The sequence below is a fragment of the Stenotrophomonas sp. ESTM1D_MKCIP4_1 genome, from assembly GCF_003086895.1.
Taxonomy (GTDB): domain Bacteria; phylum Pseudomonadota; class Gammaproteobacteria; order Xanthomonadales; family Xanthomonadaceae; genus Stenotrophomonas.
This window is the reverse complement of sequence record NZ_CP026004.1, coordinates 598,906-617,280: the sequence shown is the minus strand read 5'-3', so window position 1 is coordinate 617,280 and position 18,375 is coordinate 598,906. Positions and strand designations below refer to the sequence as shown.

The following is an 18,375-nucleotide window of genomic DNA, read 5'->3' as shown; positions in this document are numbered from 1 at the left end:
GCGGCGCCCCACGGGCCCCGGCACAGCGGCACAGCATACATCGCGGTCTTCTTCACGACTGCGTGCAGGACGTGAACAATGACGCCGGAAGCCACCTTTTTGCGGCACCGCAGCAAAACCATACGCATTCGCATGGTCACCTCAAGCCAGCTAGAATCGGGATCCCACCCCCGAACCGGTTGCTGTGCGAGGACCGGACGTTTCCCGTTACTGTGAACCGGCCAGGGGCCGGCACTACAAGGATCGAGTACCAGATGAAAATCCTCGTCGCGTACAAGCGCGTGGTGGACTACAACGTCCGCATTCAGGTCAAGCCGGACGGTTCCGGCGTGGTCACCGATGGCGTCAAGCTGTCCCCCAACCCCTTCGATGAAATCGCGCTGGAAGAAGCCCTGCGCCTGCGCGACAAGGGCATCGCGACCGAAGTCGTGGTGGCCACCATCGCTCCCGCCGATGCCCAGGCGCACCTGCGCAACGGCCTGGCGATGGGCGCAAACCGAGCCATTCACGTCGTCACCGACCAGGCCATCCAGCCGCTCACCGCCGCACGCACCCTGCTCAAGCTGGTCGAGAAGGAACAGCCGGACCTGGTGATCCTGGGCAAGCAGGCCATCGATGATGACGCCAACCAGACCGGCCAGATGCTGGCCACGCTCTGGGGCCGCCCGCAGGCGACCTTCGCCAGCAAGCTGGACATTGCCGACGGCAAGGCCACGGTGACCCGCGAAGTCGACGCCGGCCTGGAAACGCTGGAAGTGGACCTGCCGGCGGTGGTCACCACCGACCTGCGCCTGAACGAGCCGCGCTTCATCAAGCTGCCGGACATCATGAAGGCCAAGGCCAAGCCGCTGGAAACCCTGCAGCTGGCCGACCTCGGCGTTGAAGCCGCCGATACCTTCAAGACCACCCAGTACGCCGCGCCGTCCAAGCGCAGCAAGGGTGTGATGGTCAAAGACGCGGCCGAACTGGTTGCCGCACTCAAGCAGAAGGGGCTGCTGTAATGAGCAAGATTCTCGTCATCGCCGAGCACCACGACGGCAAGCTCAACGCCGCCACCGCCAAGACCGTCAGCGCCGCTGCCGCCATCAACGGTGCCAGCATCGACGTGCTGGTGCTGGCCGCCGACCCGGCCGCCGTGGCGGCTGAAGCCGCGAAGATCGCCGGCGTCGCCAAGGTCCTGACCGTGGCCAACGCCGCCAACGCGCAGGCCATCGCCCAGGTGCTGGCCCCGCAGATCGCGCAGCTGGCCAAGGGCTACAGCCACGTGTTCGGCCCGTCCACCACGTTCGGCAAGGACCTGATGCCGTGCGTGGCCGCCCTGCTGGGCGTGAACCAGGTATCGGACCTGATGGCTGTGGAAGGCAGCCACACCTTCAAGCGCCCGATCTATGCCGGCAACGCCATCATCACCGTGGAAGCACCGGCCGACCAGGTCGTGGTCGCCACCGTGCGTGCCGCATCGTGGCCGGAAGCCGCCCAGGGTGGCAGCGCCACCGTTGAAGCGGCCAGCGTCGATGCCGCCCTGCCTGCGCACACCCGCTTCGTCGGCCTGGCCGCCGGTGCAAGCGACCGCCCGGACCTGCAGAGCGCCAAGCGCGTGGTCTCCGGTGGCCGTGGCGTCGGCTCGGAAGAGAACTTCAAGGTCATCTTCCAGCTGGCCGACAAGCTCGGTGCCGCCGTCGGTGCCTCGCGCGCCGCGGTTGACGCCGGCTATGTGCCCAGCGACCTGCAGGTCGGCCAGACCGGCAAGATCATCGCGCCGGAACTGTACGTGGCCGTCGGCATCAGCGGTGCCATCCAGCACCTGACCGGCATCAAGGACGCCGGCACGATCGTTGCCATCAACAAGGATGCGGATTCGCCGATCTTCGAGATCGCCGACATCGGCCTGGTCGGCGATCTGTTTGCGGTCCTGCCGGAGCTGGAAAAGGCACTGTAATGACCCACCTCCGCCCTCCGCTGCCGGTGCAGCCGGCACGCGGAGGGCGTGCGGGCCTCTGGGTCACCGCCATTGCCGTGGTCTATCTGGCCGCACTGGCGTACTTCGATCGCGACCGGAACATCCTGTCGCAGTTGGCCGAACTTGCAGTGCCCCTGTCTGCCTGCGCCGCCCTGGTGCTGCTCAGTTATGTCTGCCGCTACCAGCGCTGGCGCCGCGTGCTCGCGGCACAGGGCCATCCCGTCCATGCCTGGTGGCAGGGACTGGTGGCCTACCTCGCCGGCTTCGCGTTCACGGCATCACCAGGCAAGGCCGGTGAGCTGCTGCGCATCCGCTACTTCAGCTGGCAGGGCATTCCCGCCCAGGCCACGCTGACCGCCTTCATCTTCGAGCGGGCCATCGACCTGCTCATCATCACGCTGCTGTCGATCGGGGCAGCCACGCTGTTTCCGGCGTTCGGCATGCTTGTGCTGATCATTCTCGTAGTGCTGCTGGCACTGCTTGCCCTTGCCTGCTGGCCGCCGCTGGCGCGGTGGGCGCGCGGGCTGAGCGCACGCCTGCCGGGCACCCGCGTGCGGCGCACGGCGGACTTCCTGATTGATGGTGGCACCGCGCTGGCGCCCCTGCTGCGCACCCGACTGCTGCTGGGCAGCATGGGCTGGGGCAGCGCGGCATGGTCGCTGACAGCAGCAGCCTTCGCCTGGCTGTGCCACAGCTCGGGCATCAGCGTGCCGGCCCCGTTGCTGCTGGGAATCTACCCGATGGCGATGCTGATCGGCGCACTGTCCTTCGTACCCGGCGGCGTCGGCACCACCGAAGCGGCCATCGTGCTGATGCTGGTGGCCTGCGGCATCAAGGCGGACGCTGCACTGGCCATTGCCATCGGCATCCGCCTGGCCAGTCTGTGGCTGGCCGTCCTGGTGGGCATGCTGGCCATGGCCGCGCTGGAATCCCGCGCGCTGAGGGCTGCAGCCAGGCGCTGAGGCCCGTACTGACCCGGTCACCACCTTCATTTATCATCCAGTCGGTCAACTGACGAAACATAAGGTTCAGCAATGCAACATTTCGATGCAGCACACCCCGGAGCATTCCCGCTGTGACGGCCTCCCACCGCCCGCTCTGCGTCGATCTTGACGGCACCCTGCTGCGCTCGGACATCCTTTACGAGTCCCTGCTGGCCCTGCTGGCCCACCACCCGCTGTACATTTTCCTGGTGCCGTTCTGGCTGCTGCGGGGCAAGGCCTACGTGAAGCGCCAGCTGGCGTCGCGCGTGCAGTTGCCCGCCGAGACCCTGCCCTACGACGAGCGCGTGCTGGAAATCCTGCGCACCACCACGCAGCGCCCGCGCGTGCTGTGTACTGCCTCCGACCGCCTGCTGGTGCAACCCATCGCCGACCATCTGGGCCTGTTCGAGGAAGTGATGGCCAGCGATGGCCAGACCAACCTGTCCGGCAGCAACAAGGGCCAGGCCCTGGCCGCGCGCTTTGGCGAACGCGGCTTCGATTACATGGGCAATGGCCAGGTCGACCTGAAGGTGTGGGCCCATGCCGGTGGCGCGATCGTGGTCAACAATGGCACCGGGCTGGCCAACGCCGCCGCCCGGCAGACCGAGGTGCTGGCCCACCTGCCCTCGCAGAACGGCGGCCTGATCACCTGGATCAAGGCGCTGCGCGTCTACCAGTGGCTGAAGAACCTGCTGGTGCTGGTACCGCTGCTGACCGCGCATCGGTTCTTCGATATCGGTTCGATCATCGATGCCGGCACGGCGTTCCTCGCGTTCGGCCTGTGTGCGTCGGGCGTCTACCTGCTCAACGACCTGCTCGACCTGACCCCGGACCGCATGCATCCGCGCAAGCGCAAGCGACCGTTCGCGGCCGGCACGCTGCCGCTGCTGCATGGCCTGCTGGTGGCGCCGCTGATCACCCTGGCCGGTTTCGCCCTGGCCCTGGCATGCAGCCCTGCCTTCGCCGGCGTGCTGCTGTGCTACTACGTGATGACCCTGAGCTATTCGCTCAAGCTCAAGCGCATCGTGATGATCGACGTCGTGCTGCTGGCCGCGCTGTACACCGTGCGCATCATCGGCGGTGCGGTGGCGATCAATTCCGAGCTGTCGTTCTGGCTGCTGGCGTTCTCGATGTTCGTGTTCCTCAGCCTGGCCATGCTCAAGCGCTACACCGAACTTGCCTCCGCCCTGGCCAGTGGCAAGGGAACGGCGATCGGCCGTGGCTACTCCGTGGCCGACCTGCCGCTCGTGCAGTCGCTGGGCGCCGCCGCCGGCTACATCGGCGTGCTGGTGTTCGCGCTGTACATCAACAGCCCGGAAAGCCTGGAGCTCTACCGCAACCCGAAGCTGCTGTGGCTGCTGTGCCCGATCCTGCTGTACTGGATCAGCCGCATGTGGATCGTCTCCCACCGCGGCGACATGCATGACGATCCGATCGTGTTCGCGGCCATGGACCGCGGCAGCCAGATCGTCATCGCGCTGTGCGTATTGATCGTGCTGATCGCCATATGAGTGCAGCGTCCGGCCAGTCCTGGGGACGCTACCCGCGTGTGCAGCAGCACCTCGTTCCGGTGCTCGACCGCGCAACGGGGCTGCCGTTGCCACCCGACGGCGGCACGGTGCTCCCGCACGGCAATGGCCGCAGCTATGGCGACAGCTGCCTCAACCCGGGCGCTTCGCTACTGACCAGCCGCGCCCTGGACCGCTTCATCAGCTTCGATCCGGCCACCGGCATCGTGCGCTGCGAGGCCGGTGCCACCCTGGCCGACATCCTCGACATCGCCCTGCCCCGTGGCTGGTTCCTGCCGGTCACCCCCGGCACCCGCTATGCAACCGTGGGCGGCGCCATCGGCAACGATGTGCATGGCAAGAACCACCATCGCGCCGGCACCTTCGGCCACCATGTGCGCTGCCTGGAACTGCTGCGCAGCGATGGTTCGCGCCAGCAGCTCACCCCGGCCGATGACAGCGGCCTGTTCGCTGCCACGGTGGGCGGCCTGGGCCTGACCGGTTTCATTACCTGGGCCGAGCTGCAGCTGCGGCGCGTGCCGGGTCCATGGATCGAAACCGAATCGATCCGCTTTGACAACCTGGATGCCTTCTTCGAGCTGTCGCGTGCATCTGCCAGCGACTTCGAGTACACCGTCGCCTGGATCGACTGCCTGGCCAGCGGGTCGAAACTCGGCCGCGGCCATTTCCTGCGTGGCGACCACGCGCCGGGCGACGCGCAGGCGGCCACGCCCAGCGCCGCCCCCCGGCGCAGCATGCCCGTCGTGCCGCCGGTGTCGCTGGTCAATCCGCTTACCCTGCGCCCGTTCAACACGCTGTACTACTGGCGCCAGCCGGCACGCCGTGCCCGCCACCTGTCGCACTACCAGAGCTACTTCTACCCGCTGGACGGCATCAACCACTGGAATCGCATGTATGGCCCACGCGGCTTCCTGCAGCACCAGTGCGTGCTGCCGCCCGCTGTCGCACGCGATGCCACCGCCGCCCTGCTGGCGGAGATCGCGCGCAGCGGACGCGGCTCGTTCCTGGCGGTGCTGAAGGAATTTGGCGACCGGCCTTCGCCGGGCATGCTGTCATTCCCGCGTCCGGGGACCACGCTGGCCCTGGACTTCCCCAATGACGGGCCGGAACTGCTGAAGATGCTCGATCGCCTGGACCGCATCGTCAGCGAGGCCGGCGGTGCCGTCTATGCCGCCAAGGACGCACGCATGTCCGGTGTGCTGTTCCGCCAGGCCTACCCGGCCTGGGAAGCATTCTCCCGCTTCATCGACCCACGATTCTCATCCGGCTTCTGGCGCCGGGTGATGGAGTAAGCATGCAGAAGATCCTGATCATCGGCGCCACCTCGGCCATCGCCGAATCCGTCGCGCGCCTGTACGCCGGGCGCGCCGCCGCGCTCTACCTGGTGGGCCGCAGTGCCGGCAGGCTGGACGCCATTGCCGCCGACCTGCGCGTGCGCGGCGCGCAGCACGTGCATACCGGTGTGCTGGACGTGAACGACCTGTCCGCACACGGTGCGCTGCTGGACGACGCCTGGTCGGCACTGGGCAGCGTGGACACGGTGCTCATCGCCCACGGCACCCTGCCTGACCAGGCCGCCTGTGATGCCTCGGTCGAGCTGTCGCTGCGCGAGTTCGCCACCAATGGCACCTCCACCATCGCCCTGGCAGCGGCCCTCGCCCAGCGCCTGCAGTCCGGCGCCAGCGTGGCGGTGATCTCCTCGGTGGCCGGTGACCGTGGCCGTGCCAGCAACTACCTCTACGGCAGCGCCAAGGCCGCCGTGACCGCCTACCTGAGCGGCCTGGGCCAGCGCCTGCGCCCGGCCGGCATCAACGTGCTGGTCATCAAGCCGGGCTTTGTCGATACGCCGATGACGGCCGCCTTCAAGAAGGGCGCGCTGTGGGCAACGCCGGACAAGGTGGCGGCAGGCATCCTCAAGGCCATCGGCAAGCGCAAGGCCGTTGCCTACCTGCCCGGCTTCTGGTGGGCGATCATGATGATCATCAAGAACATTCCCGAATTCGTCTTCCGCAGGATCAAGCTCTGACATGACCGACAAGCACGCCAAGATCGTCATCACCGGGGCCGCCGGGCTGGTCGGGCAGAACCTGATCGTCGAGCTCAAGCAGCAGGGCTACACCCAGCTGGTGGCCATCGACAAGCACGCGCACAACCTGGACATCCTGCAGAAACTGCACCCGGACGTGCGGGTGGTGCTGGCCGACCTGGCCGAACCGGGCGGCTGGGCCGGCGAGTTCAGCGGCGCGGCCTGCGTGGTGCAGCTGCATGCGCAGATCACCGGCAAGACCACCGACCTGTTCGTGCGCAACAACATCACCGCCACCGGCCACGTGCTGAAGGCGACCCAGGACGCCGCCGTGCCCTACATGGTGCACATCAGCTCGTCGGTAGTGAACTCGGTGGCCAAGGATGACTACACCAACACCAAGCGCGAGCAGGAAGAAATGGTGGTTGCCAGCGGCCAGCGCCACTGCGTGCTGCGGCCGACGCTGATGTTCGGCTGGTTCGACCCCAAGCACCTGGGCTGGCTGTCGCGCTTCATGGCACGCACCCCCGTGTTCCCGATTCCCGGTGACGGCCGGTTCATGCGCCAGCCGCTGTACGAACGCGACTTCTGCCGCTGCATCGCCAGGTGCATCGAGACCGAACCCGATGGCGAGGTCTTCGACATCGTCGGCGACACCCGCGTGGACTACGTGGACATCATCCGCACCATCAAGCGGGTGAAGAAGCTGCACACCGTCATCGTGCATATCCCGATCGGATTCTTCGCCTTCCTGCTGAAGGTCTACAGCCTGTTCAGCAGCAAGCCGCCCTTCACCGCCGACCAGCTGAAGGCGCTCAGTGCCGGCGATGATTTCAAGGGCATCGACACCGAGGCCGTGTTCGGCGTGAAGCAGACGCCGTTTGAAGAGGCCATCCGCGAAAGCTACACCGACCCGCGCTACGCGAAGATCGTGCTGGAGCGCTGATAAGACAATGGACTCCGCTCAGACTCTCCGGATGTCTTTCGCAAGAATCGACAGGCGTGGTGTCGCCTTGCTGTTGCTTGGCATGGCCATCATTGCACTGAAGTCGAATCACGGCCTTTCTTACCCACAATTGTGGGCAGAGGATGGCGCTGTGTTCCTCAAGCAGCAGATGGAGCAGGGAGGATTCCTACTGCTGACCCCCTACGCAGATTATCTGCATGCGGTGCCACGCCTGGTGGCATGGGTGTCCTCATTCTTCAGTGCCGCGCACACCCCGACCATCTACAACACCTGCGCGATCGTACTCGCGGGAATGTCCATAACCATCTGCGCGAAGCACCTGTCCTCGCTCGTCCCTCCCGTGGTGTTTCTTGGCGCCATGCTGCTGACGCCCACGAACGGAGAAATATTCGGGACCATCACCAACGCGCAATGGTTCCTTCAGTTCGCACTGGTGTCATTCTGCTTCCTGGGATCACCCAATCAATCCGCAGCCGTGCGCATGTGCGCCCGGATCTGTATCGCGGTCATTGCGTTGACGGGCCCATTCTCCATCCTCTGCACGATAATCATGGCAGCACTGGTTGGCGGGGCGCTTGTATCGCGTTTTGTCGGCAATGAGAATTGGCGGACAGAATACAGGCAATACCTTGGCAGTCGTGATCTCATTTCCTGGGCGATCGTGGTCGTTGCGGCAATGATCCAGCTCGGGTTTGTGCTCACAGCCAGCTCCAGCCATGGCGACGGTGCCCCTCTGGACAGGCTTCTGGTTGGCACTCTGGGACAGGCCGTTCCGCTTCATATCTTCGGCTTTAATCCAGTGCGCCCCATCCTGTGGCCCTTCATCTTCATCGGCGCGGGAATCTATATCCTCTTTTTTGCCAAAGCGAGCGTAGGCATGCGCTTGGGCTTCGCTGCGCTTTATGCGTTCACCGTGCTTGAGGTTCTCGCTGGCGCCCACAAGGTCACATTCCAGGAGATGCTCGCCAATTTCAGCGCTGATCGTTACATGCTGGCGATCAAGGTGGTGTTCTGGTGCGTGGTCTACGTGGTGCTGAAAGACATGTTGGGCAGCCGGCGCGAAGCCGTATCGTTCGTTGCGATGTTCGTGCTGTTCCTGGCCGCGCTGAACCATGACAAATTGATCAGACCCGCGTTCAGCGACTATGGCCGTCCCGATGTGTTCCGCAAACTTGATCAGCCCGGCACCCACACCATTCCGCTGAATCCTCCGGGCTGGGACCAGACCATCGTCGTCAAAGAATAGATCGGGTATGGGCATCTGTGACCGTAGCGGTGCAGCACGTCGTGCCCCAGGCGGCGTGAGTTACCCTTCCTGCGCTCGGACCAGCCACGTGTACCGTCCATCCCATCGCGGCGAAGTCGACCTGCATCTTCAGGTACCCGTGTCGATCCCGGCGACAGCCCTTCCGCGACACGGGAACCCTGTTGCCGGTATGCGAGCGTGATTCCCCCCCGGACTTGCGTCATAGTGCCTGCCGACAGCGATCCGTATGCGCGTGCTGAAATGTTTTCGCCTGTACCCGCCTTTTGCAGCACTCGTTGATACTGAAATGAATTCAAGGAGTTACATGAACAAGTATGCCATCGTCGGCGCTGGTCCCATGGGCCTGATGGCCGCCGTCCGCCTGCTCGACGCCGGGCACCAGGTCGATATCTACGAGCGTGACGACCGCATCGGCGGCATGTCGGCCGCCTTTGATTTCGACGGCCTGTCCATCGAACGCTACTACCACTTCATCTGCAAGACCGATGACCCGTTGTTCGCCCTGCTGGAACGCTACGGCCTGAGCCACACGCTGAAGTGGACCGATACCAGAATGGGCTACTTCTACAATGGCCGCCTGTTCAAGTGGGGCACGCCGTTCGCCCTGCTCGGCTTCCCGCACCTGGGGCCGATCAGCAAGTTCCGCTACGCCCTGCACGTGATGTACACCAAGGGCATCAAGGATTGGACGGCGCTGGACAAGGAGGAAGCCGGCACCTGGATCCGTCGCTGGATCGGCGAGAAGGCCTACAACGTGATGTGGAAGGACGCCTTCCGCCTGAAGTTCTTCGAGTACAAGGACAACCTGTCCGCCAGCTGGATCGGCACGCGCATCAAGCGCATCGCACTGTCGCGCCGCAACCTGATGAACGAGAGCCTGGGCTACCTCGAAGGCGGCTCGATGACGCTGCTTGACCGCATGGAGAAGGACATCCTCGACCGGGGTGGTCGCATCTTCCTCTCCCAGGGCATCGACGAGGTGGTCAGCGAAGGGGGCCGGGTCACCGGCATCCGTACCGGCGACACCGTCACCGCCTACGACGGCGTGGTCTCCACCGCGCCCATCCAGTACGTGCCGGCCATGGTTCCCGGCCTGCCGGAAGCGTTCCGCGCGCAGATCCGCGCCGTGGAAAACATTCCCGTGGCCTGCGTGATCCTCAAGCTCAAGCATGCGGTGAGCGAGAACTTCTGGATGAACATCAGCGATCCGGGCATCGCCATTCCGGGCGTCATCGAATACAGCAACCTCAACCCGGGCGAGCACCCGGACCAGAAGGTCCTGTACGCGCCGTTCTACATGCCCAAGACCCATGCCAAGTGGAAGGCATCCAACGCCGAGCTGATCGAAGAGGTGCTGGGTTACCTGCCCCGCCTGAACCCGCAGTTCAAGCGCGACTGGGTGCTTGCCACCCACTGCCACCGCTACGAGTTCGCACAGACCATCTGCCCGCCGGGCTTCCAGGACATGCTGCCGGCGATGCGCACGCCCGTGAGCGGCTTCTTCATGGCCGACACCGCCTATTACTACCCGGAAGACCGCTCGATTTCGGAAAGCCTGCAGGCGGCCGATCGCCTGGTCGAAGAAGTGCTGAAGGCATGATCAGTCCGCAGTTCCTGCGGTTTCTCGTCGCTGGCGGCATTGCCGCCGCGGCGAACTTCGGATCGCGCATCCTGCTCAGCCAGCTGATGCCTTATGCAGCGGCCATCGTCGTGGCGTACTGCATCGGCATGGCGACGGCCTTCCTGCTGAACCGCCGCTTCGTGTTTGAAGCCTCCAACAACCCGTTGCACCACCAGGCGGCGTGGTTCGTTGCCATCAATCTGCTGGCCGTGCTGCAGACGCTGGCGGTCAGCCTGGTGCTGGCCCGCTGGGTGTTCCCTGCCGTCGGCATGACCTTCCACCCGGAAACGCTGGCGCACGCCGTCGGCGTGGCCGTGCCGGTCTTCACCAGCTATGTGGGGCACAAAGCGCTCACCTTCCGCGAGAAGCATCCATGACCACTTCCTTGAACGTGGAACGACGCACCGGTCCGTCGGCCGCCACCCTCGCTGTCGGCGTCGCCCTGCTGGCCCTGGTGGCCAGGCTGCTGTACATCCAGTTCTATGCGGCTCCCATCCCCTACTGGGACCAGTGGGACGGCGAAGCGGCCTTCCTGCTCAAGCCCTGGATCGACGGCACGCTGCAGTGGGCCGACCTGATCCGCACGCATAACGAACACCGCATCCTGCCGACCCGCCTGGTCACCCTGGGCAGCTACCTGGTCACCGGCCAGTGGAACAATCTCTACGAGGCGCGGGTCAGTGCGCTGGTGTACTGCTTCATTCCGGCCCTGCTGGTGTGGCATGCCCTGCGCGATGAGCGCCGGTCCCGCTTCGACGGGCTGCTGGTGCTGGTAGCGCTTGCTGCAGCGGTGCTGCCGTTTGCATGGGAGAACATCCTGGTCGGCTTCCAGAGCCAGTTCTATTTCCTGATCCTTTCCAGCCTGCTGGCGGTCAGTCTGGCCGCCCGCCAGCACGAGAACATCATCGCCATTGCCGGCGCGGTGGGGCTGAGCATCTTCGCCGCATTGACGATGGCCTCGGGCATGCTCACCCCTGTCGCCGTGGGCGCCACCTACGTGCTGGCCTGCATCTGCCTGCCGGGTCGCCGCTGGCCTGCGCTGGGGGGCGTGGTCGTGCTTGCCGGCATCGCCGTCGCTGCCTACGTGGCCATCCCGGTCATTCCCGAGCACCGCACGCTGCAGGCGCAGGGCGCGCTTGAACTCGTCGATGCCCTCAGCCACGTGCTGGGCTGGCCGGTGTCCAGCCTCCACTTGGCCGTGGTGGCCCTGTGGCTTCCGTCGGTGCTGATGATCTCGCGCATGCTGCTGCGCCGGCAGGCAACCCGCAGCGAACTGGTCATGGCCGGCCTGTGCATCTGGTCGGCCCTGCAGGGTGCGGCCATCGCCTATGGCCGCGGGCACGGCATGGAAACGCCCACCTCGCGGTACACCGAACTGTTCATCCCCGGACTGTTCGGCAACGCCTGGTTCGCCGTGCAGCTGGTGCGGACGATGGCGCGACCGCCGGCCGTACGCGTCGGCGCCGTGCTGGTTGCCGGCCTGTTCGCTGTCACCTTCACTGCCGGCATGCTGCACCGCATTCCCGCGGACATGGCCATGGTCCGGGAACGTGCGGAATTCGCGCAGATCCAGCAGCGCAACGTCCTGCGTTACCTGACCAGCAACGATCCGTCTGCGCTGCAGGTGGAGTACCAGCACATTCCGTATCCCAACGCAGAGCGGCTGAAGGCCCTGCTGGATGACCCGGCGTTGCGTGGGGCGCTGTTCGTCGAGGTGGTGCCCGCCGTAGGCAAGGAGCCTGCGCCGGCCCACTGAGGGTGCATGGGCTATCGCACTAGGCAAGGAGCCTGCGCCGGCCCACTGAGGGTGCATGGGCTATCGCACATCGCCGTCAGGCTTTGCCGTGTAGCGGTTCGTCACGCATCATGGGATCGACGCGGGCTTCGTCCATCTTGATCGCCACAATCGACGGCAATGCTGAGCTTTCTCCGGAGTGAGGCCGCTCGGAATCAGACCAGGGCAGAGACCGCCATGCTGCCTTGGCCTGGTCTGCTTTTCAGATTCGCTGCATGGAACGCCCATGAGAACGAAGCAAGGGCGCCCTTTCGGGCGCCCTTCTTCATTCAGACAAGACTGAGCCTGCAACGTTGCAGTGGATCCAGCCCAACCTCAGCCAATCCGCCTGTGACGGGGTGGGAATGCCAGATCGAACGTGTTCCCGGTGGCCGCCAGGTTGAAGTTGTACGCGGGGTCGGCTTCGATCACCGACGACCAGCGCGACATCACCAGGGCGACTTCGCGATCGAAGCGCTCGCGCTTCGCGCCTTCCATGTCGCTGCCGCGGCTGGCCGATTCATGGTGGTAGAGCTCGGCATACGGCGTCCACAGGTTGCGGTAACCGGCTTCACGCACGCGCAGGCAGAAGTCCAGATCGTTGTAGGCCACCTGCAGGGCGGTATCCAGCCCTCCCACCTGTTCATACACGGACCTGCGCACCAACAGGCACGCTGCGGTCACCGCCGAGAAGTTCTGCAGCAGGCGGGCGCGAAGCATCATCCCGACCCAGCCACGGGGACGATCGGCGTAGGCGTGCACGCCCACCCCGTTGAAGCCCAGGATCACGCCGGCATGCTGGATGCTGTCGTTGGGGAAGTACAGCATGGCCCCCACCGCGCCCACTTCCGGGCGGGCCGCCTGGCTGGCCATCTCGGTAAGCCAGTCGCTGGAGATGACCTCGATGTCGTTGTTCAGCAGGCCGACGATCGTGCCGGTGGCCTTGGAAACGCCCAGGTTGTTGATCGCCGAATAGTTGAACGGCGCGTCATAGTCGATCACGCTCACCCGCGGATCCTGCTGCAGCGCCTGCAGCAGTTCCAGTGCCTCGGGTTCCACCGACTGGTTGTTGACGATGATGATCTCGTAATCCGGGTAGTCGGTCTTTTCCAGGATGGAGGTCACCGCCATGCGCAGCAGGTCGGCGCGGTCACGCGTCGGGATGATCAGCGAAACACGCGGCGCCGGCGTCGGCAGGCGATTGCGGACGCGGTAGTTGCCGGAGAAGTTCGGGATATCCAGGACTTCAGCATCCCGACCGATACGGTCCAGGTGCGACTGGATGCTCTTCATTGCCGCGTAATGGGCGTAGCTCTTTTCGCCGGGACCCAATGCCGTGGAACCGGGGATGGCACGCCAGTGGTAAAGCACGTGCGGCACATGGCCGATCTGGCTGTCATCCAGCGTCTCGATGCAGCGCAATGCCAGATCCCAATCCTGGCTGCCTTCGTAGCCAAGGCGGAACCCGCCCACTTTTTCCACCAACGCGCGGGAGTACACGCCAAGGTGGCTGATGCAGTTGTGGGACAGGAAGAGATCGTAGTTCCAGTCTGCCTTGAAGTACGGATCGAAGCGGCGTCCCTTTTCGTCGATCTTGTCTTCATCGCTGAACGCCATCTGCCACGACGGATTGGCCCGGAAGGCCTTGGCCATTTCATACAGCGCGTGCGGATGCAGCTCGTCGTCGTGGTCGAGCAGGACGATGTAATCGCCGGTCGCCAGCTTCAGCGCATCATTGGATGAGGCGGAGATATGGCCATTCTGCTCACGCACCACGAACTTGATGCGCGGATCAGCGGCAGCAAGTTCCTTCAGCACGGCCACCACGTGCGGCTTCGGCGACGCATCGTCGGCCACGCACAGTTCCCAGTGCGGGTAGCTCTGGTTGATGACCGTCTGCACGCAGCGGCGCAGCCACTTCTCGGGCGTGTTGTAGGTGGGCACCACGATCGAGAACAGCGGCGGCTTTTCCCAGGCCTCGATTTCGCCGCGTTCCGGCGCAGTCAGGGCCCCGTACAGCGCAACCCAGGCGTCATAGTCGAAGGCGTTGTGCAGGGCCATGGCGCTGTAGCGCCCACGCAGGAAACTGCCCAGGCCCGAGCGCCCGCCCGTGAGCAGCGCGCGCAGGCTGTCCAGGGAAAACTGCAGCTTGGCGCGGCGGCCGCGTTGGTGCTGCAATACTTCGCTGAACATCGCACGGGCCACATGGGCCTGGCCGACGCGGCGCAGGGCAAAGCGACCGATGCGGACCTCACACGGGCCGATGGAGGGGTCGAAACGAAGCTCGATCAACGGCCCGCCAATCGGCACCAGCGTGCGCGCCAGACCGTCGGCGTGAGGCGTGACATGCACCGGCACGCGCCCCTCTTCGGTCATGCCCGCGCCGCAGTTGAGGTACAGCAGCGGGTCCACCATGCGCGTCCCCGTTTCTTCCAGCACGAAACTGAGTTCGTACCAGCCAGCGCCGATCTGCTCGCCCTTGGCCGGCACCAGACGGCACTGCGGATCATCGCCGAAAGCACTCAGCTCAACCATTCCGTTTGAATCGACCGCGCCCAGCGTTACGCCACGGATCGGTTGCAACTGCAGTTCAATCATGTCATTCCCTGTCGGTATCGCCGCGCCAGTGGCCGCAAGGTGGGCGACGCCTGCCCCCCACGCTTGCGGCTAATTGCTCTCAATGACGATGGTCTGTCATCGTTACATTGGATTATGTGTGCGCAGTGTCACGGTTTGCACTGCCAGACGGCAAGTCACCGGCCAGAGCCGCAAGGCGCTGTTCGAGACCGGCCTGCGCCTGCAGCAGTGCTGCCAGCTGCTGTTCCAGCGCGGCATGCTGGGCACGCACCGTGCTGGACAGCTTGGCCAACGGCTTCTCGTCGCGCTTGCGCTGCAGGGTGTCCTTCAACTGCTGGATCGCCTGGGCGGCACGCACGGCCACGGCCTGCAGCGCCGGGGAGGTCACCACGTCCTCATAGGCAACGCCCAGCACCACGGTGGCCGCCTGGTCATCGTTGCCCAGCTGTTCCCACACGCCGCGCAGATCCACTTCCACGTACGGATCGTTGTGCAGGCTGACGAAGCGGATGCCTTCCTGGATCGCACTGGGCAGTACATCGCCGTTGACGACGAAACGCGGCGCACCCGGTTCGGCGAACAGATTCATGGTGGCGCCGCCCGCGCGCAGGCCCACCTTCACCAGGCGATAGGTACCCGGCAGGCTGGCCGGGTCCACGCGCACATGGTGCGGGCGCTGGCCCGCGGGGAACTCGAACTCGAACGTAGCGTCGGTACCACCGGCGTGGATGATCGACAGCGAACGCGTCTCTTCAAAGATTTCGCCATCGTTGCGGTAATACATCAGGCACTCGATCGAATGCTCCACCGCATCGGCACCGCTGGAAGGCATGCCGGTTTCAGGGTCCAGCAGCGCGGACGCGGCGGCCTCGAAAATCGCCCGCGTCGCTTCAGGGCGCGACAGCGCTTCGCGCATGAACGCCTTGAACGCTTCGGGCACGTCGGCACCGACCGGCACCACACCCAGGCCATTGCTGTGGTTGAACTCGAACACCTCGTAGGTGGCCCGCAGCTCATCCATGAAGGTGTGCACGCCGAAGTTGCGGTCATGCACCGCGCTGTCGTGGAAGATCACGACCGCCGAAGTGCTGAGCTTGGGCAGCCAGGTCTCGAAGTCATGCTTGACCGCTTCATACGTATGCAGGCCGTCGATGTGCAGCAGATCGATGCTGCCGTCTTCAAACTGCTCCAGCGCGTCGTCGAAGTACGCCTTCACCAGCGTGGAGAAGTCACCATAGCGAGGCTTCTGGTACGCCGACAGCGTCCGGTAGACATGGTCGCCGTAGAAGCGCGCGTGCTCATCCCCCTTCCAGCAATCGACCGCGTAGCAGTGCGTCTGCGCCTGCAGGCCCAGTGCCTTGACGGCCTGGCAGAACGCCAGGAACGAGTTGCCCGAATCGGTACCCAGCTCCACGAAGCTGCGCGGGCGCAGCAGGTCCGCCAGGACATACATGAAGGGAATGTGTCCCACCCAAGCATAGGGGTGGGTGATATGCGGCTTCAGGAAGATCACCGGGTGATCCTGCAGGCGGAACTCGGATGTCACGACACTCTCTCCAATTCAATCTGATGCATCGGGATGCCGATGATGCCGACCGGCAACCCCTGGCCAAGGGAACGCAATGCAAGGGCTTCGTGGATCCAGTGCTGGATCACGTGCTCATGCTGGGAGCCGGACGCCACGCCGGCAGTAATGAAGTAATCGCCCTGCTGCAGGCGCGGCATCTGGAACACGAAGGTCGCGCGGAAACGCTCGCCGGCACGCACGGCAAGATCGCCGCCGACGCGCGCAGTCTCGGTGTTGTCACCGAACAGCAGCTGCCCGAGCCGGTCCTTGAAATAGAAACCGACGATGGCATGCGGCAGGTCTTCGCTGGCATGCGCGATGATTTCCAGGCGGACCGTTTCACCGCCGACGATCGTCGGCAGCTGCCGGCCCTCGAGATCGCACAGGCAGACATCCTCGATCTTCGCCTTGCCCTCGCCGAAACCATCCACCGGTGCGAACTCGACCACCGTGATGTCGTTGCGGAGCTGGCTGCGATCAATCAGATCCAGGCGCTTGTCACGCACGCGGCTGGCCACCAGCGCCGGCGGCGCCGACTCGGCTCGCGCACTGCCGGTACGTCCTTCGCGGTCGGCGATGAACGCTTCCAGATAGGCATCCATCACTTCCTTGGGCTCGCCGGCCTGGCGCAGGTTGCCCTGGTCGAGCCAGATCGCCCGGTCGCACAATGCTGTGACCGAGCCACCGTCATGGCTGACGAACAGCAACGTGCCGCGCTGCTTGAAGTCACGCAGGAAGCGCATGCACTTCTGGGTGAAGAACGCATCGCCTACCGACAATGCTTCGTCGATGATCAGGATATCGGCATCGACGTGTGCGATCACCGAGAACGCCAGGCGCATCACCATGCCGCTGGAGTAGTTGCGGATGGGCTGCTCGATGAACTCGCCGATGGCGGCGAATTCGGCGATCTGGTCAAACCGCTGGTCGATCTGTTCCTTGCTCAGGCCAAGGATCGAGGCATTCAGGTAGACGTTCTCGCGCCCGGTGAATTCGGGATTGAAGCCGCTGCCCAGTTCCAGCAGCGCGGCCACGCGGCCACGCACCGCGATCTCACCATTGGTAGGCGTCAGGGTGCCCGCGATCAGCTGCAGCAGCGTCGACTTACCCGACCCGTTGCGTCCGACGATGCCGAGGGTTTCGCCACGCTTGACCTCGAAACCGATGTCCCTCAGCGCCCAGAATTCCCGGTAGTAGCGCTTGCCGCTGCCCACCAGGCCCTGCATCAGCCGATGGACCGGCTTGTCATAGACCTGGTAGCACTTGCCGATACCGCTGACCTGGATGACCGCGTCATCGTTCATCTCAAAGGACATCGGCAAATCCTCGGCGGGTCTTTTCAAAGAACGCAAAACCCAAGTACATCACGGCCAGCGACATCAACGCGTACAGGCCCAGGCCACTCCAGTCGGGCAACCGGCCCCAGAAGGCCACTTCGCGCACCTGGTCGATGATGAAGGTGAGCGGATTCAGCTTGAACACGAACTGGAACTTTTCCGGAAGGGTGGACACCGGGATGATGGCCGAGGACAGGAACAGCATTGCCGTGGAGACCACGCCCATGACCTGGCCCACGTCGCGCAGGTAGACGCCCAGCGCAGACAGGAACCAGCTCACGCCAACAGCCAGCATCGCCAGCGGCAGCACCACCACCGGCAGCAGGACGATCGTCCAATGGGGATCACGCAGCAGCACGGTGCTGATGACCAGATACACGATCGCGTTCGCGACGAGGTGGAACAACGCCGAAAGGACCGCCGTCCAGGGCAACAGGTGCAGCGGGAAGATGATCCGCTTGACCAGGTTGCTGTTGCCGACGATGAGGTTCGGGCTGCGGGTCAGCACCTCGGCGAAGAAGCCGTGCACGATCAGGCCGGCAAACAGGATCATGGCGAATTCGGCCATGTTGCCGGATGCGCCTGGCCAGCGGCTCTTCAGGATGTACCCGAAGGCCAGCGTGTAGACGCACAGCATCATGAAGGGGCTGATCAGCGACCACAGCAGGCCGAAGCTGGCACCACGATAGCGGCCACGGATATCACGCTGGGTCATCTCGCGGGTCAGCGAGCGGTGCAGGCCCAGGGCCGAGAACGGCCCGGTCAGC

Annotated in this window: 15 protein-coding genes; 11 read left to right on the top strand and 4 right to left on the bottom strand. The window is 64.7% G+C overall.

All coding sequences use genetic code 11. The annotated features are described in order from the left end of the window. Positions 1–254 precede the first annotated feature (254 nt). The 11 genes from C1924_RS02775 to C1924_RS02725 all read left to right on the top strand — a co-directional run bounded on the left by C1924_RS02775 (position 255) and on the right by C1924_RS02725 (position 12,109). Positions 255–1,001 carry an electron transfer flavoprotein subunit beta/FixA family protein gene (locus tag C1924_RS02775; protein WP_032976362.1) on the top strand — a complete coding sequence of 249 codons (747 nt, stop codon included), beginning with the start codon at positions 255–257 and terminating at the stop codon, positions 999–1,001. Continuing rightward, positions 1,001–1,939 (top strand): electron transfer flavoprotein subunit alpha/FixB family protein, encoded by a 939-nt coding sequence (locus tag C1924_RS02770; RefSeq protein WP_108763977.1) that lies wholly within the window; start codon positions 1,001–1,003, stop codon positions 1,937–1,939. The genes C1924_RS02775 and C1924_RS02770 overlap by 1 nt, the downstream gene beginning before the upstream one ends. Then, positions 1,939–2,922, top strand: coding sequence for a lysylphosphatidylglycerol synthase transmembrane domain-containing protein (locus C1924_RS02765; RefSeq protein ID WP_108763976.1), 984 nt, complete (start codon positions 1,939–1,941; stop codon positions 2,920–2,922). The genes C1924_RS02770 and C1924_RS02765 overlap by 1 nt, the downstream gene beginning before the upstream one ends. Positions 2,923–3,035: 113 nt before the next feature. Beyond that, complete coding sequence (locus tag C1924_RS02760; RefSeq protein WP_108763975.1) at positions 3,036–4,454, top strand: UbiA family prenyltransferase; 1,419 nt, start codon at positions 3,036–3,038, stop codon at positions 4,452–4,454. Then, the gene (locus tag C1924_RS02755; RefSeq protein WP_108763974.1) at positions 4,451–5,764 is read left to right on the top strand and encodes an FAD-binding oxidoreductase; all 1,314 of its coding nucleotides are present in this window, start codon (positions 4,451–4,453) and stop codon (positions 5,762–5,764) included. Before C1924_RS02760 ends, C1924_RS02755 begins: the two co-directional genes overlap by 4 nt. Before the next feature lie 2 nt (positions 5,765–5,766). Further along, positions 5,767–6,498, top strand: a complete 732-nt coding sequence (locus C1924_RS02750) for an SDR family oxidoreductase (protein ID WP_108763973.1) — start codon at positions 5,767–5,769, stop codon at positions 6,496–6,498. Position 6,499: 1 nt separating this feature from the next. Beyond that, positions 6,500–7,444, top strand: coding sequence for an NAD-dependent epimerase/dehydratase family protein (locus C1924_RS02745; RefSeq protein WP_108763972.1), 945 nt, complete (start codon positions 6,500–6,502; stop codon positions 7,442–7,444). Positions 7,445–7,451: 7 nt separating this feature from the next. Next, positions 7,452–8,711, top strand: a complete 1,260-nt coding sequence (locus tag C1924_RS02740; RefSeq protein WP_108763971.1) for a hypothetical protein — start codon at positions 7,452–7,454, stop codon at positions 8,709–8,711. Between the two features lie 325 nt (positions 8,712–9,036). Beyond that, positions 9,037–10,332 (top strand): NAD(P)/FAD-dependent oxidoreductase, encoded by a 1,296-nt coding sequence (locus C1924_RS02735; protein ID WP_174208931.1) that lies wholly within the window; start codon positions 9,037–9,039, stop codon positions 10,330–10,332. Continuing rightward, positions 10,329–10,730 carry a GtrA family protein gene (locus tag C1924_RS02730; RefSeq protein WP_108763969.1) on the top strand — a complete coding sequence of 134 codons (402 nt, stop codon included), beginning with the start codon at positions 10,329–10,331 and terminating at the stop codon, positions 10,728–10,730. Before C1924_RS02735 ends, C1924_RS02730 begins: the two co-directional genes overlap by 4 nt. Beyond that, positions 10,727–12,109, top strand: a complete 1,383-nt coding sequence (locus tag C1924_RS02725) for a hypothetical protein (protein WP_108763968.1) — start codon at positions 10,727–10,729, stop codon at positions 12,107–12,109. The genes C1924_RS02730 and C1924_RS02725 overlap by 4 nt, the downstream gene beginning before the upstream one ends. 354 nt (positions 12,110–12,463) lie before the next feature. Here the strand turns inward: C1924_RS02725 and C1924_RS02720 are convergent, their stop codons facing one another. From C1924_RS02720 to C1924_RS02705, 4 genes are all read right to left on the bottom strand, one after another. After that, on the bottom strand, positions 12,464–14,725 hold the full coding sequence (locus C1924_RS02720) for a glycosyltransferase family 2 protein (RefSeq protein ID WP_254051204.1): 2,262 nt from the start codon (positions 14,723–14,725) through the stop codon (positions 12,464–12,466). Between the two features lie 112 nt (positions 14,726–14,837). Next, positions 14,838–16,250, bottom strand: a complete 1,413-nt coding sequence (locus C1924_RS02715) for a class I SAM-dependent methyltransferase (protein ID WP_216821575.1) — start codon at positions 16,248–16,250, stop codon at positions 14,838–14,840. Further along, positions 16,247–17,587, bottom strand: coding sequence for an ABC transporter ATP-binding protein (locus C1924_RS02710; RefSeq protein ID WP_108763967.1), 1,341 nt, complete (start codon positions 17,585–17,587; stop codon positions 16,247–16,249). The genes C1924_RS02715 and C1924_RS02710 overlap by 4 nt, the downstream gene beginning before the upstream one ends. Further along, a complete protein-coding gene (locus C1924_RS02705) occupies positions 17,577–18,323 on the bottom strand; it encodes an ABC transporter permease (RefSeq protein WP_254051256.1) in 747 nt (248 codons plus the stop codon). Before C1924_RS02705 ends, C1924_RS02710 begins: the two co-directional genes overlap by 11 nt. Positions 18,324–18,375: the final 52 nt, after the last annotated feature.